At 49.6% G+C, this 14,673-nt stretch carries 17 protein-coding genes and 1 tRNA gene; 7 read left to right on the top strand and 11 right to left on the bottom strand.

The window, feature by feature from the left end; all coding sequences use genetic code 11:
• Nucleotides 1–4: 4 nt before the first annotated feature.
• Nucleotides 5–982, bottom strand: coding sequence for an AAA family ATPase (locus F459_RS0103370; RefSeq protein WP_020611325.1), 978 nt, complete (start codon nt 980–982; stop codon nt 5–7).
• Between the two features lie 140 nt (nt 983–1,122).
• Between F459_RS0103370 and F459_RS0103365 the strand changes: the two genes are divergently transcribed.
• From F459_RS0103365 to F459_RS0103355, 3 genes are read left to right on the top strand one after another with little or no spacing between them, the layout of a single operon-like run.
• Nucleotides 1,123–1,698, top strand: coding sequence for a nitroreductase family protein (locus F459_RS0103365; RefSeq protein ID WP_020611324.1), 576 nt, complete (start codon nt 1,123–1,125; stop codon nt 1,696–1,698).
• 11 nt (nt 1,699–1,709) lie between these two features.
• Entirely contained in the window at nt 1,710–2,561 is an 852-nt protein-coding gene (locus tag F459_RS0103360) for a histidinol-phosphatase (protein ID WP_020611323.1), read from the top strand.
• Nucleotides 2,562–2,563: 2 nt separating this feature from the next.
• Nucleotides 2,564–3,841 carry an L-serine ammonia-lyase gene (locus F459_RS0103355; protein WP_020611322.1) on the top strand — a complete coding sequence of 426 codons (1,278 nt, stop codon included), beginning with the start codon at nt 2,564–2,566 and terminating at the stop codon, nt 3,839–3,841.
• Nucleotides 3,842–3,857: 16 nt separating this feature from the next.
• Here F459_RS0103355 and F459_RS0103350 read toward each other — a convergent pair whose 3' ends face one another.
• Together F459_RS0103350 and F459_RS0103345 are read right to left on the bottom strand one after the other, a co-directional pair.
• Nucleotides 3,858–4,652, bottom strand: a complete 795-nt coding sequence (locus F459_RS0103350; RefSeq protein ID WP_020611321.1) for a DUF4130 domain-containing protein — start codon at nt 4,650–4,652, stop codon at nt 3,858–3,860.
• Nucleotides 4,652–5,935, bottom strand: coding sequence for a putative DNA modification/repair radical SAM protein (locus tag F459_RS0103345; RefSeq protein ID WP_033301220.1), 1,284 nt, complete (start codon nt 5,933–5,935; stop codon nt 4,652–4,654). Before F459_RS0103345 ends, F459_RS0103350 begins: the two co-directional genes overlap by 1 nt.
• Before the next feature lie 60 nt (nt 5,936–5,995).
• On the opposite strand from F459_RS0103345, the gene F459_RS0103340 reads away from it, so the two are divergent.
• Nucleotides 5,996–6,214 carry a hypothetical protein gene (locus F459_RS0103340; RefSeq protein WP_020611319.1) on the top strand — a complete coding sequence of 73 codons (219 nt, stop codon included), beginning with the start codon at nt 5,996–5,998 and terminating at the stop codon, nt 6,212–6,214.
• On the opposite strand, the gene F459_RS0103335 is transcribed toward F459_RS0103340, so the two are convergent.
• The 3 genes from F459_RS0103335 to F459_RS0103325 form a co-directional block, all read right to left on the bottom strand.
• Complete coding sequence (locus F459_RS0103335; protein WP_020611318.1) at nt 6,180–6,932, bottom strand: SagB/ThcOx family dehydrogenase; 753 nt, start codon at nt 6,930–6,932, stop codon at nt 6,180–6,182. The genes F459_RS0103340 and F459_RS0103335 overlap by 35 nt on opposite strands.
• Before the next feature lie 56 nt (nt 6,933–6,988).
• Complete coding sequence (locus F459_RS0103330) at nt 6,989–7,279, bottom strand: hypothetical protein (protein WP_169517932.1); 291 nt, start codon at nt 7,277–7,279, stop codon at nt 6,989–6,991.
• Nucleotides 7,280–7,433: 154 nt separating this feature from the next.
• Nucleotides 7,434–8,315, bottom strand: coding sequence for a 4Fe-4S binding protein (locus tag F459_RS0103325; RefSeq protein WP_245540064.1), 882 nt, complete (start codon nt 8,313–8,315; stop codon nt 7,434–7,436).
• Nucleotides 8,316–8,420: 105 nt separating this feature from the next.
• On the opposite strand from F459_RS0103325, the gene F459_RS0103320 reads away from it, so the two are divergent.
• The gene (locus F459_RS0103320; protein WP_020611315.1) at nt 8,421–9,152 is read left to right on the top strand and encodes a GntR family transcriptional regulator; all 732 of its coding nucleotides are present in this window, start codon (nt 8,421–8,423) and stop codon (nt 9,150–9,152) included.
• An 18-nt stretch (nt 9,153–9,170) separates the two neighbouring features.
• Here F459_RS0103320 and F459_RS0103315 read toward each other — a convergent pair whose 3' ends face one another.
• Nucleotides 9,171–9,554, bottom strand: coding sequence for a YjdF family protein (locus F459_RS0103315; RefSeq protein WP_020611314.1), 384 nt, complete (start codon nt 9,552–9,554; stop codon nt 9,171–9,173).
• 153 nt (nt 9,555–9,707) lie between these two features.
• The gene (locus F459_RS0103310; RefSeq protein WP_020611313.1) at nt 9,708–11,063 is read right to left on the bottom strand and encodes an amidohydrolase family protein; all 1,356 of its coding nucleotides are present in this window, start codon (nt 11,061–11,063) and stop codon (nt 9,708–9,710) included.
• A gap of 123 nt (nt 11,064–11,186) precedes the next feature.
• On the opposite strand from F459_RS0103310, the gene F459_RS0103305 reads away from it, so the two are divergent.
• Both F459_RS0103305 and F459_RS0103300 read left to right on the top strand, forming a co-directional pair.
• A tRNA-Arg gene (locus F459_RS0103305) sits at nt 11,187–11,260 on the top strand.
• A 227-nt stretch (nt 11,261–11,487) separates the two neighbouring features.
• Nucleotides 11,488–12,606: an IS3 family transposase gene (locus F459_RS0103300; protein ID WP_020611312.1), complete on the top strand. Its 1,119-nt coding sequence runs from the start codon at nt 11,488–11,490 to the stop codon at nt 12,604–12,606.
• Nucleotides 12,607–12,650: 44 nt separating this feature from the next.
• Here F459_RS0103300 and F459_RS0103295 read toward each other — a convergent pair whose 3' ends face one another.
• The 3 genes from F459_RS0103295 to F459_RS0103285 all read right to left on the bottom strand — a co-directional run bounded on the left by F459_RS0103295 (nt 12,651) and on the right by F459_RS0103285 (nt 14,322).
• A complete protein-coding gene (locus tag F459_RS0103295; RefSeq protein WP_154651608.1) occupies nt 12,651–12,929 on the bottom strand; it encodes a hypothetical protein in 279 nt (92 codons plus the stop codon).
• Nucleotides 12,930–13,153: 224 nt separating this feature from the next.
• A complete protein-coding gene (locus F459_RS0103290; protein WP_020611310.1) occupies nt 13,154–13,759 on the bottom strand; it encodes a GyrI-like domain-containing protein in 606 nt (201 codons plus the stop codon).
• Nucleotides 13,756–14,322, bottom strand: coding sequence for a PadR family transcriptional regulator (locus tag F459_RS0103285; protein WP_020611309.1), 567 nt, complete (start codon nt 14,320–14,322; stop codon nt 13,756–13,758). Before F459_RS0103285 ends, F459_RS0103290 begins: the two co-directional genes overlap by 4 nt.
• Nucleotides 14,323–14,673 lie beyond the last annotated feature (351 nt).

Below are 14,673 nucleotides of genomic sequence, written 5' to 3'. Positions count from 1 at the left end.
ACAATCAGGGAACGGGAACGTATTTGAGCAGAAGCCGTATTACATCATCGGCCCGCATCTCCTCAGCCTCTGCTTCATAAGAGAGAACCAGCCGATGACGCAGAATCGGATAGGCAACGGATTTCACATCGTCGGGAATAACAAAGGTCCGTCCCTCAAAGAGAGCCGAAATTTTACTGCACCGGTAGAGAGCAAGGGTACCCCGTGGTGAAGCACCGAAATCGATAAACCGGCTGTGGCTTCTTGGATTGCTATCCTTCATTCTGCTTGCGGCGACAATAGAGACGATATATTCCTCGATCCGCTCATCGATCATCACCGCTTCGGCGGTTTGCCTGAGGGCAAGCAAGTGTTCGGGACGAAGAATAGGCCGAACCGGAAGCTCTTGCTGTTTGCCCATTCTTCTAAGGATTTCAAGCTCCTCATGGTCTGTGGGATAATCGAGCAGCAGCTTCATAACGAAGCGGTCGAGCTGGGCCTCCGGAAGCGGATAGGTTCCCTCCTGCTCTATCGGGTTCTGCGTCGCCAAAACGAAAAAAGGATCGGGCAAGGGATGCGAGGTATCGCCAATGGTAACCTGCCGCTCTTCCATGGCCTCAAGCAAGGCAGATTGAACCTTAGCCGGTGCACGATTGATTTCATCGGCAAGAACAATGTTGGTAAATATGGGCCCCTTACGAGGCACAAATTCTCCTGAATTCTGACGATAGGTTAAGGTACCGATCAAATCAGCAGGGAGGAGGTCGGGAGTAAATTGGAGGCGCTTAAAACCGGCGTCGAAAACTTCGGCGACGGTTCGTACCGCGAGGGTCTTGGCTAAACCGGGAACACCCTCAAGCAGAACATGGCCTCCGGCCATGAGGGCCATTAATATACCATCAACCATTTCCGATTGACCGATAATCCGTTTTCCTATCTCTTCCCGGAGCTTTTGCAACTCCTCGGAAGATTTTTGTACGCGGTTTTCCAATTCTTGGGCCATCATCGCTCTGTTATAGTACATCAAAGGGCCTCAAGGCAACACGTCGGAAAGCCTCATTACATAATCGCCCTTTCAATCTCCCCTAAAAAACGATATGATCAGAGTAAGAATTATGTATAAAGATCGGGGAGGAAGTGATTGTGGATATCGACCAATTAATTGCGAAAAGTCGCAGCTTTCGCCGTTTCGATGGTAGCCGTGCAATTGAGAAGGCTACGGTGCTTCAGCTGATCGACCTTGCTCGTAAAAGTCCGAGCGGCGCAAACCGTCAACCGTTAAAATTCCATGTTTCCGTGGATAAAGGTCTCAACGAACGCATATACCCAACCCTGGCCTGGGCCGGATATCTGCAAGATTGGGAAGGACCAATCGAATCGGAACGGCCCACCGCATACGTCACTATTCTTCTGGATAAAGAGATATCTCAGAGTGCCGGAGTCGACCACGGCATCGCTGCCTGGTCCATTCTTCTTGGCGCAACAGCCCGTGGCCTCGGCGGCTGCATGATAGCATCAATCAGAAAAAAAGAACTTGCCGCTGTACTTGAACTGGATCAGAATCGTTTCGATATCCTTCTGGTTGTCGCACTCGGCAAGCCTGTCGAACAAGTGATGCTTGAGGATATAGGAACTGACGGCGAGATACGCTACTGGAGGGACAACGAAGATGTGCATCACGTTCCCAAACGCCGGCTTGACGATATCACCATAGGATAGAAACGAAGCATATGCGATTGGCAAATTATCACACACATTCGCTTTGGTGTGACGGAAAGGGAACCTTGGGTGACTATGTTGAAGCTGCGGTAGCAAAGGGTTTTGAGGCCCTCGGCTTTTCAGGCCATGCCCCCCTGCCCTTTCTCAACGACTGGACCATGACCGAAAAGGGAATCGTCGGATATATTTCCGATGTTCGTACCCTTCGGGACCTTTATGAGGATAAGCTGGAAATCTATCTTGGCCTTGAAGTAGATTTTATTGAGGGGGTGACAACCCCTGCCAGCTCATGGATCGGCTCTCTCGGTATGGATTATCTGATAGGAGCCGTTCATATGCTCCAAGATCCCAAGGATGGTCTTTGTTATTCGGTGGACGGAAGTGAAGCGGAGCTGCGCCACCTCATTGACGTAAGCTTTTCAGGCGACGTGGAAGCGATGATCAGGGCCTACTACCGTGCGGTGATTCTTCTTGTCCGGGACGGCGGTTTCGACTTTCTTGCCCACTTCGATCTGGTGAAAAAGCATAATGTGAAAACCCCCTTCTTCGACGAAGAGGCGTCATGGTATAAGGATGTGGTAAGAAAGACATTGGATGTGATCGCCGATGAGGGAATTCCTCTTGAAATGAATACAGGAGCCCTCAGCCGCGGTTATAGGGAGGATCCCTACCCTTCTCAATGGATCCTTGAAGGCTGTAGGGATCGAGGGATTCCTATGCTCATCAATTCCGATGCCCATCGTCCCGAATGGCTGGATTATGCCTTCCCTACCTGCAGGGCCATGCTCACCGCTGCAGGATATAAAACGGTCCGCATGCTCATACAAGGACGATGGCAAGAAGTCCCTCTTGAAGAGGTATAAAGATGAAATCATTGCGGGAGCTCTACAGGATCGGTATCGGTCCGTCGAGCAGCCATACCATGGCACCCCATCGTGCGGCCGAGAACTTTATAGGCCGTTATCCGAGTGCTCCCCGTTACAGGGTCACGCTTTTCGGTAGCCTTGCGGCAACCGGCAAAGGACACCTGACCGACCGAGCGATCCTCGATGTTCTAGGCGACGATAAAACAGCATTAATTTGGAAACCGAACGAGCTGCTGCCCCGTCATCCGAACGCGCTTAGATTTGAGGCTCTTGATACCGAAGGAGCGCTTATAGCAGAGGAAATAGTCTACAGCATCGGGGGAGGGGCCCTCCTGTACGAAGACGAGCAGGTTCAGGCAAACGAACAAAGGACCGATCCCTATCCATACCTCACCATGCGTTCAATTCTCCCCTGGGCGGAACGTGAGGGTCGGCAGCTGTGGGAATATGTCTATGAGCATGAAGATACCGACTTTGATCAATTTCTGAGCGATGTGTGGACCACGATGAAAGAGACCATCGCCCGGGGTATTGAAAATGAGGGACGGCTTCCCGGCTCTCTCAATCTCGCACGAAAGGCCTCGAGCTATTTCATGAAAAGCAGGCATGCCTACGGTATGATCAGGCAAATTAGCAAATTATTTGCCTATGCTCTGGCGGTTTCGGAAGAAAACGCATCCGGTGGCATCGTTGTCACTGCTCCCACCTGCGGATCCTGCGGGGTCCTCCCTGCGGTGCTAAAGGTACTCCAGGAGGATTTTGAGTTTACCGATAAGCGGATCAGAAGAGCCCTTGCGACAGCGGGCCTGATCGGCAACCTTGTCAAACACAATGGTTCCATCAGTGGCGCCGAGGTCGGCTGTCAAGGAGAAGTGGGTACGGCCTGTGCCATGGCGGCTGCTGCAGCGGCGCAGTTACTGGGCGGCACCCCGAGCCAGGTTGAATACGCAGCAGAAATGGGGCTTGAACACCATCTCGGCCTTACCTGTGATCCGGTGGAGGGATTGGTTCAGGTTCCTTGCATTGAAAGGAATGCGGTAGCCGCAACCAGGGCGGTCGATGCAGGTACCTTTGCAACCCTTTCGGACGGAAAGCATATGATCAGTTTCGACGAGGTGGTCGACACCATGGCCCAGACAGGAAAAGACCTATCCAGCCGCTATCGGGAAACCTCCTCCGGCGGACTTTCCATCTTTTACAATCGAGATGAACTGGAAGCCCTTGCAAAACATGGTACGCCTCAGCATGACCAGCAAGAGCCCCCGCCGGGCGTATAGGCGTAAAGTGTAGTGTTTATGAGTCAAACCGTAATTCGGGAAGATATTCTCGATAGACCTTCGGCAAAAAGGAACGTTGCAGGTTGCTGTTGCGGCGTTCCTTAATTGCCGCAGCATGAACATAGCCGCTCCAGCACTCCTGCACACAATCCCCTCTACCGGGGACGGCTTCAAGTTCCTGTCTCGAAGGCAGTACATTGAATACACGACGGGCCTGATCGAAACAACCTTCCCCGGATACCCTTCCCTTGATTCCAGGGCCCGTCCTTGAAGCGGGAACCGTCCAGCGAAACAGATCACGGCCCCTATCGTGAAAAAGCAGAGGTGTGTGAGGAAATCGGTTGGCCGCCCAGGTGGCAAGAAAGGGTAGAACGGCAAAGCGGGGGCGGAGAGGCGCATACATGATTCCGACTTCAAGAGGGAAAAAACGCAGGATTCCCTGATACCGATGACACTCAACGGCAACCCGTTCGGCCCATTCCCGAAGCTCCAGGCGCTCATCACGGTCCAAACGATCGGGGAAACGCCAAAGCAGCAATAAAAGCCGATCCACATCTTCCCGCTCGGCCGCCTGAGCCCGACTCATAACCCATGCGGCCCTTGCACCGAGCTTTTTCCCAAGGCAATCATGAATCCGTCTCGCATCCCTTTCCAGCGTAGCAACAAAATCCCCCGCCTCTGAAAACAGATCGCCGTTCCTACCCTGTCTATGTATCGTCAAATCTTTACAATCTCCGGGCTCCATTATCTCACTTTCGGCAAGAAGCGTAAGAAAGCCCTTCCAGCTACCATCGTACGACAATCGCGGCATCACAATTCTCCACTGATAGCATCAAAAAGAGAAAGCTGGCCGTAAGCATCGGGACCTCCCCCCAACCTCATCCTAAGCACCTTTTCGGAATAGTCCGCGGAAACAAGGGACCGACCGCCGCAGGTGACAAAGTACTTGGCACGGGAAAGTACCACACCCAAACGCGCCACCAGCTCAAAATTCAGGGGCCCCTCGCGCCTTGCAACTACAAGACGACGCGCAGATCTTACTCCGATTCCGGGAACCCGTAGAAGAACTTCGTAATCGGCCCGCTCGAGATCCACCGGAAAGCGTTCGCGATGCACAATCGCCCAATGACTTTTCGGATCAAGTTCGGGATCAAGAAATGCGGAACGGTCCCCCACAAGTTCATCGAAGGCAAAACCGTAAAAGCGCATGAGCCAATCAGCCTGATAGAGGCGATGTTCCCGAGCCTTGAGACGATTCGGGGCCCCCAGACCAAGGCCTGGCCCCTCGTCCCGGGAAACGGTTGGAACAAAGGCCGAATAGTAGACCCGTTTCATACCGTAGCTTTTATAGAGGCCGTCGGCGAGGGAAAGAATGGTGCCGTCGGCCTCGGGACTGGCCCCTACAATGAGCTGTGTGCTCTGCCCGGCGGGTACGAAGGAGGCAGGCTTTGTTTTCAAAAACGAGGAATGGCGAAACTCTTCCATACCTTCACGGTAGTAGTCGATTCCGGTACGCATCCATCCCATGGGGCCAAGGATATCCCGACGTTTTTTCTGGGGAGCCAGACGATTGAGAGACCGTTCGCTTGGCAGCTCTATGTTGACGCTCATGCGATCGACCCAACGACCGGCAGCGGCAACAAGCTCCCGGGAGGCACCGGGAATGGCTTTCATATGGATATATCCGCCGAAGCGGTATTCGCTCCGCAATGTTACGGCAACCCGTAAAAGCTGCTCCATTACAACATCGGGTTCGGCAAAAATTCCGGAAGAGAGGAAAAGCCCCTCAATATAATTTCTTCGATAAAAGGCCATTGCAATGTTCGTAAGCTCATCTACGGTAAAGGAAACCCGTCTACCACCGGCGGAAGCCCTGTTTACGCAGTAGGAACAGTCGTAACGGCAGGCATTTGAAAAAAGGACCTTCAGCAAACTTATACATCTGCCGTCAGAACTCCAGGAATGACAGATTCCCGCAGATAAGGTGGACCCCATACCACCCTTGGGACCTAAACGTGTACTTCCGCTGGAGGCACAAGAAACATCATACTTTGCCGCATCGGCAAGTATCCTGATCTTCGCTTCGGTATCCATGAAAATACTATACATCTGTTTAGTGTTAAGATGCAATAGCTTTTTTCATAGGATGAACTCATGGTTACCTGGGAAGCAATGACCCCGGAAGAACGGGATCGATTTATCTATCTCATTCTTAGTGAAGAGGCTCTCAAAACAATCGTCCTCATCATGCAAAAAAAGTATGGTCCGGCGGTTTCAACCGAAACAATCATGCGCTTTGCCTTTAAGGTTGCCGTAAACAGAATGACCCCCCAGCATCTTAAGCACGCTTCCCCACAGGCGCGGCATACATAAGAAAACGCTCCTTTCCATCCAGACCGAGAAAGCGGTCGCACTTTTCCTGATCATAGGCGCCCACGGCACAGGTTCCACAACCAGTGGCCTCGCAAGCGAGATAAAGATTCTGACATATGTGACCGGCATCGATCAGCATCAATCTATGGGCTTCAAAGGCATAGCTCCATTCTCCACGCTCCGGAGCCCCTACCCACAGGAAGGTGACGGCGGCACCGAAATTATGCTTCAATAACGCCTCATCAAGCTCTTTTTCCTCGCCATCAGGATCAGCCGCCTTGCGGAGCAGAATGAGAGCGTGATCAAGGGGAAGATACCGATACAGTCCGGGATCAAGGCCATGAACCGCTTTGATAAAAAGATAGGTTTCAAGGGGATGCCTGGCACCTCCGCTGGGAACGCTTCTGAGACTAAACTGGGAGGAAACCTTTCGCACTCCCTGGGTCGCCCAAAGCAGGAAGGAAAGCTCATCAAGCGAAAGCCCCCCACCGGGGAAATGACGCCGACTTTGGCGTGCTGCCATTGCCTCCACAAGTGTGATATCGCTCGCCATACCTCCCGGCATGATCGGAAGCCTGATCAGCCCCTCGCCCTGCGATGCCGGATCCTGAAGGGGAGGAGAAGGGAGACCGTTCGCTTTAGCGGTTTTTATGGTGGAAAGTTCGGGCCACCGACTTTTCAGCAGGGATCGGCCCGCAGCAAAGGAATTATCTTTCATGGCAACACTCCTGGAATAAATTAACACGCCTTGTGTCGATCTCCAGTGTGCCGCTTTTAATTCCTTAAAGCAAGAAGATCGGAAGCTTCCGAAGCATAATCGGGAAAGTCTTTTTTCTCATACAGATGCCAGTGGGACGGCGATCTGACAGACTCCAGCGAACGAATAAAAAAGTGCCCCGCTTCCCGCATAATGTCCTGACGGGAAAGCATGATGAGATGTTTCGATGAATCAAAAAGTGATAAGGTTTCGCACAATCGCCTTTCAAAACACAATTGCAGACGTTCAGCGCTGACCAGACCGTGCGACAATATAAATTCCAAGATGCGTTTATCATGATCATTCACGCAGAGTCCCTCCCCCAGTACCATATTATTATAGTAGCAGAACTGCCGTATCGCAAGAAAAGCCCATTGTAATATTTGAAAAGATATTGGGAAGCTGCGAAGATCGTTGAGGACATCGTCCGCCGGAAATCCCACCGGAAATCCGATCAAAGGGTCAGGAAAGGAGCACCAAACGAGGAGAAGCCGGTTCGTTTCTGAGAAGCGAAGTTTTGTGAAGAAAACGCTCCTTGGAAACAAGATCGGCAACTATCGAACCGTTCGGACACAATTTAACGCAATTAAAGCAGTAGATACATCGATCGGTAAAGACCGGATGCGGGGCAAATTGAATTGCCGAGGTGGGACAGACCGCATAGCAGCTTCGGCAGTGGGTACAGGCATTCTCCCCTTCGGTCCGAACCGTTCTGTCGGGCATTTCCCCCGCCGCAGAGGCAAGATCAACCCTGGAAAAGCTATCCCGAACGGCAGGGTCGGGGTGGATAAGCGCCTCTATTGAACTTTCAGGTGAAAGGGCCGAAGTGGCAAGTCGATGTACAAAATCGAATAGCCAGCGATCAAGCATCTCCATATCGTTTTTATTCGGCCGGGCCTTGCCGAGGGGATTATCATCCCTCCACATATGCGAATGAGGGGCAACCATGGAAATCCCTCCACCCACCCGCACCCCATGCGATAAGGCACCTTCTGCCATCTCCTGCAGGGCAACTCCGGAAGAGACTCCCCCCCACGTAACAAAGGGGACAAAGACAGTACCAGTATCGGAAGGCAACAGATCAATAAAGTTATTAACAGGGGGAACAGCGTGGCCTACATATACCGGTGATCCGAGAAACAGAAGGCCATTCTCACCAGCTGCATCAATTTCTTTCAGAAGCGGAGAAATCTTGTTGCCTTCATTGTAAAATTTCAGAGCTCCAAGATCGTAGAGAGAGACAGAAAATTCTTCCGTCCCTCCTTTCCTGAAAAAGTCGGCAATTCTTCGGGCAATTCTCGCCGTCGAGCCTGCAGGAGAGCTGTAGACAACAAATACCTTCATAGGGGCAATCATATCATGTTCGGAGCATCGATTCCAGCTGGCAGAAGGAAAGGTAACGTTTCCTAGGCTTTTCAGTCGCTCGTCTCCCATGATACAGTAAGCAAAATGATTACCAATCGTTACTCCCGTCTCCTTCTGGTGAGACAGGCCCTTTTGGAATTGATACAAACCCTCCCTCCTTCAAATGGTAACCAACCCAACCGCCTGCCCCCGGAAGGGGAACTTGCCAGAAAACTGGGTGTAAGTGTGGCAACGGTGCGGGAGGCCTTGCGGATGCTCGAAAGGGAGGGCATTGTCTCCAAACGCCACGGTGCCGGTAATTTCTACCACAGCAGTGCATTGGACCTATCCATGCGCATCGATACGAATCTGGAATTTACAGAATTGCTCCAGGCAGGAGGATATGAAGTCGGCCAGCGCGGCGATAGGGTCGTGAAAAGGGCCCCGGACAAGGAGGAACGAAAGTGGTTTGGGATCGAAGGCGAGTACCTGTGCTATCACTGGCTCTACCTTGCCGACGGACACCCTGCTATCCTCACCGCCAATCTTATTCCCGCATGTATCATCACGAACCCGCCGGAAACAGAGGAAGCAGATGGTAATATCCTTAACTTTCTTTGGAAATATGCCGGCCAAATGATTTCTCATGCCAACGTATGCATGGAGCCGCAGCTTGCCGAAGAAGCCGACCTTGAGGCCTTCGATGCCAGCAACGCGCTACCGATCATCGTGTGGTATCAACGTTTTTTCAGCTACCAGGATCGGCCGGTTGGTTACGTTCGGGTAGCCTTTAATCCCCTTATCGTAAAAATGCAGCTTCTCCAAAAGTGGCTCTAATCATCTCAACGTCTTATCTCAATGTCCGCGCCGTTTTTCTTTCCTTTTTTCACACTGTCTACGATACTGTTCATTCGCATCGGCCCGGCACCTCACTTTTTGCTCCTTTTTGCGAGCAAGCAAAACTTCCCGCTGCTCCTCTTTATGCACGTCAAGCGATTTCTTTAGACTTCGCTTTTCCTCTTTCCCAGAAAGCCGCTTTTTTGCCCGCACAATTCTTTGGCATGCATAAAATCGCAGATAGAGATAGCTATTGAAATAAAAATCAAGGATGTCGTTATTTGTCGGTTCGGGGCCAAAGGTATGCTTGGCCACGGAAAGGGTTCCATCTTCTCCGCGTTTTTCAACAAGTGCGACCCAGAATTGACCGTTAAAGAAAATCGTCGAAACAACAGTATCCATACTTTACCTCCGGATATATCACTCCAGAGGCAAAGACGGACATCCAAGGATGGTTACGGGATCCGGAAAGGACCGCCCTGACTACCTACAGGGCCGTGTTTTTTCTTTGCCAATGCTATTTGAGATTGTGCCCTATCTTATCTTCCATACCACCTATACTGCAACCCCTGCCCTGCGGAAAAGTTCGCTGCAGCTCTGACGTGCATCCGAGAGAAGCTTTTCCTCATCGATATCGGTAAACTCTTTTTTCTCAAGCAAGATTCGGCCGTCTACCATAACGGTATCCACACTTGCACTACCAAGGTTATAGACAATCGCCGAATCAGCATGATGGACCGGCATGGCAAAGGGGCTGTCCAAATCGATCAAAACAATATCGGCTTTTTTTCCTACCTCAAGAGAGCCGATAGCCTGCGGCTGGCCGAAGGCGTGGGAACCACCACGACAGGCAAAACGAATAACATCCTTAGGAAGTAAGGCCATGGCATTGAGGGTGGACAACTTGGCCAGAAGCGCCGTGGTTTTCAGTGTTTCCATCATATCCTGATTATTGTTGCTGCCGGGGCCGTCTGTTGCGAGGGCAATATGGATGCCAAGATCCTTCATCTCCGGTATCCGTGCGGCACCCGAGGCAAGGTACATGTTAGAAACCGGACAATGCACCACCGTGGCCCCGCTCTTTTTCACCAGTTCAAGCTCATTGTCCTCAAGCCAAACGCTGTGGACAAGTTGCATTTCAGGGCCGAGGACACCAAGGGAATCAAGCCATTCAATATGCCGATTTCCACGATCCTTGAGGTTCATCTCGATCTCTTCCCTGGTCTCTGCCACATGAATATGGTTTCCAACCTTCCACGCCTTTACAAGCTCCCATGTCTTCAACATCGTTTCATCGCTGCAACCCCAGGGAATAAGCGGAGCAGGCTCAAAGGTAAGCCGACCATTCGCCTTACCATGCCATCCATGATACAAGCGTTCCAATTCCGAAATAATATAATCACCAGTAAGCTGAAGAGTCGGATGATAGTTCATATCGGCCCATCCATAGGCATGCCTGAAGCGAATCCCCAAGTCTTCCGCCGCCGAGAATACCGCATCGTCAACCCCAGGTTCGGTATGAATATACTGATGGTCGATAACCGATGTTGCACCGCCACGAATATTCTCGAGAATGCCAAGCCGGGCAGCCATCCCTGCATTCCCGCTATCCATGGATTTTGCCACCGGCCAAATCGCCGTTTCAAGCCATTTGAGCAACGGTTTGTCATCGGCCAAACCCCGCAAAAAGGATTGGAAAAGGTGGGTATGCGCATTAATCATTCCAGGCATCACGGCCATAAGACTTGCGTCGATGATTTTCGAAGCCTCATCCCTGGTCCTTTCGTCGGCATCCCCCTCCCCGACCTTCACAATATGATCATCTTCCACCAAAACATAGCCACTCTTATGGACCGTGTTAAAATCGTCAACGGTAAGAATTGTTCCGTTTTCGATTAATGTCGTTGCCATATCTGCCTCCATAGTCATCAGATGACTCAATCTTTACATGATTATAAGAAGATGTCAACGAAGGATATAAGAGCAAACATTGACACTCAGGAGAAAAACCGTGTACAAATAAGGTATTATTGTGCTCCCGTAGCTCAGCAGGATAGAGCGACTGCCTCCTAAGCAGTAGGTCACGCGTTCGAATCGCGTCGGGGGTAATATTATTTCATTCCTTAATAAGGATTTACAAAAGTTTCCAATTAGCTTACACTTCCATATTATCAATTGCACCCTATATTGCACCCAAAACGAGGTTATGGTTATGCCACGGCATTCTGATCCTTGGACGGTAAAGAGGGTTCGTGGTTACTGGTACTACATATAATGGACCCGTGATTTTGGACAACAGATTAAGTTTGTTGTACCATGAAACACGGAGCATGAAGTGTCCAAGCGAAGAAGAAAATTTACCAGTGAACAAAAGTTCCAGATTGTAATAGAAGCAATCAAAGGCGAACGGCAAATCTCTGAAATCGCCGCACAGTATCAGGTTCATCCCAACCAGATCAGCAACTGGAAGAAGCAATTTCTTGAAAAGGGAGCAACTGTTTTTACTACAAAGGCAGATGATTCCAAGAAGATTCTGGAAGAAACACAGGAAGATCTTTTCAAGAAAATTGGCCAGCAGCAATACGAGATCGAGTGGTTAAAAAAACTTGAAACTTGTGGAGTCCTGGAGAAAAGAGAAATGATATCACCTGATGAAAAGCTATCGATATCACGGCAGTGCAAGCTGGTGTCTCTGAATCGCAGCTCCCTCTATTACAAGAGCATGCCTGTTAAAGGCAAGAACATAGAACTCATGAAAAGGATTGATGAACTATATACCGATAATCCCGACTTTGGTAGTCGCCAAATACGCAACAGTCTGCGTCGAGAAGGAAGGAAAATCAACAGAAAAAGAGTGCAGCGATTGATGCGCGACATGGGAATTATGGCGATTTTTCCTGGAAGAAACCTTTCAAAACCCGGTATAGGGTCAGAGCATAAAGTCTATCCGTACCTCTTGAGAAAGCTGAGTATCAGCCGACCAAACCAAGTGTGGGCTACAGATATTACCTATATCCGGCTTGCTCATGGTTTTGTCTATCTGGTAGCGATCATTGACTGGTATAGCCGGAAAATCCTCAGTCATGAAATCTCTACCACTATGGATCAAGAGTTCTGTATCTCTGCATATCGAAGGGCGGTAACTCAATATGGTAATCCGGAAATCTTGAACTCCGATCAGGGGAGCCAATTTACCTCAAAAGAATACAGAAAATTAGTTTTGGGTTCCGGGGCTACATTCAGCATGGATGGCAAAGGAAGAGCATTGGACAATATTGCAATAGAAAGGTTCTGGCGAACCCTGAAATATGGAGAAGTGTACCTCAAAGAATATGAATCAGTTAGGGAGGCAAAAGACGGTATAAAAGCGTTCATTGAAAAGTATAACAGCAGGCGTCCGCATACCAAGCATGGTATTTCCACGCCGGATGAAGTATTTGGAGTGGCAGCATAAATCTCATTAAGATTTTCTAAATGCTGTCTTGACGAAGGGGTCCACTATACTTTTTCGATATAGACGGTTTCTTCTTCTAATAGAATTACATATTTTCCGAACACAGGATCATCGTCTTTTTGTAGATCATATACAACACCAGGCCTAAATGCGTTAACTGATAAATCTTGTGTTGTGTAAGTGATTCCAATACCATCAATTTTAGTCACATTTTCATTTTCAAAAAATGAGTAATCCATATTACGAGGCAGAGAGTCTGGTAACGCAAACACTGCAATAGCAATTAAATGTAATAAGACTATAATACATGATGCTTTTTTCATTTCATCTCCCTTTTTGAACATAACGCCAAGCTCAGTTGCCTGGCGTACATTGGCGTGAATCTTGCCGAGCGTTAGCGACAGCAGGATTCATGACAATAGCCAGGTCAACTGCAGCGGAATGTTAGACGGCATTTCCGAAAATCCTCGCATCCAGTCGGGAATCCTGGATATAAGATAATCTGAATCGCAAAATCGAACCCGATCCTTCCGTAAGATCCGTTCGACTACTGCACTGGTTGCCGGATGACCATCTTCCGGTTCTTGGGCGCCGTTCGGTCTGGATCGTTCAAATAAATCTCATGGTAGTGATCTCGTGGTTGAAGATCATTCTCGGGAAGAAACTGTTTATAGAGTTTTTCACACGTATCACGTACGCCGTCATAATCACCGACATGCATTATCTGAACACACTTCCCCTCATGTATCTCCATCAGTCGAAGCGATCTCGGCGGTTCACCGAGGCGAGCTGCTACTTCGGTTTTCGCGTCCTCAAACATCTCCTGATTGATCCAGTCGACGAACACGATCATTGCGCGCCAGCGCCATCCGTTACGTTCTTTCGATACCCAATCTCTCGGTGTATGTACCGTAATCTGCCACTCTATCGGCGGCTCAACAAACCTGCTGCCCATCCGTTCCTTGATAAACGGTTTCACAACATGAGCCATCGAAAACAACCATTTTGATGCCTCTTTCCCGTTCGTAGAAGCCGGATCGCCACTCCCCTCTATAGCTGCATACCGAATTGATGGCACTTCTACCACAGAAAAGGTCTCACTGGGAGGCAGGTATAGTTCTCGAATACGCTCGTGGAACAATTCGACATTCATTCGTTTTCTCCTTTTGTCTGCGGAAGTCCCGGTTTTGCTCGCATATAATCGTAGGTATTTCTGATCCAGATTCGTTCGGCTTCGAGCTGCCTCGCCGAGTATTCGAAGACGGCGTCAACGAAATCAGGAATTGGTTGCTGCTCAAATCGAATCTCGTTGATTCGTTCTAGTTTCTTCGAAATTCCTTCGAGTCTGGATTTGAGCCCGCTAAGCGCTTGATCTCTCGTGAGGACATCCCAATGGAGCATCCCGAGAAGAACGGCGGGGTAAGACGGTCGAACCTCGGCTAATGCAGTAGCCGTACGTTGCACGAGAATCTGGAGTCCCGAATCGGTTATCGCGTACTCTTTCTTCGCTTTCGCCGACGCTTGTTCGCCCGCTGCGATGTATCCTCGCTTTTCGAGTTTCCCGAGAACATAGTAAATCGACGAAAAGCCGATCTGTGTCCATTCACGCATTTGCCGCCGTTCAATAACCTGTTCGAGTTCGTATCCGTGACGAGGCATTTCTGCAACCAACCCGAGAATCAGGAACTCACTATCGGTCAATGTAGTATCGTTCATATTCTACCCATAGAATAACTACTATTCTAACACTGGAATAACTTTTGTCAAGAGATGAAGCGAAGATCTATAGGTACAATATGGTTCAGGGACTCCCTGACTATTCGGCAAGCGCATCCGAAAACCTTGATGACGTACAATATCTTGCGCAAATTCTAATTTTGATAAAAAGAAAGTCCTCAATCTGACGATTGATTAAGTACGACCAAAACCAAGTCAGAAAGAGGACTATATGAACAGTAAGATTATCGAGATAAATGAGGAAGAAGTCAAAAACCATTTAGGGAATTTTGTTAGAGAAACGGTAGAGGAAACATTGAATGCCATGCTGGAAGCTGAAGCCGAGCAATT

The sequence above is a fragment of the Sediminispirochaeta bajacaliforniensis DSM 16054 genome, from assembly GCF_000378205.1.
GTDB classification, from domain to species: Bacteria; Spirochaetota; Spirochaetia; order DSM-16054; family Sediminispirochaetaceae; genus Sediminispirochaeta; species Sediminispirochaeta bajacaliforniensis.
Note: the sequence above shows the minus strand (reverse complement) of the source record. Positions and strands in the feature narration are given on the sequence as shown.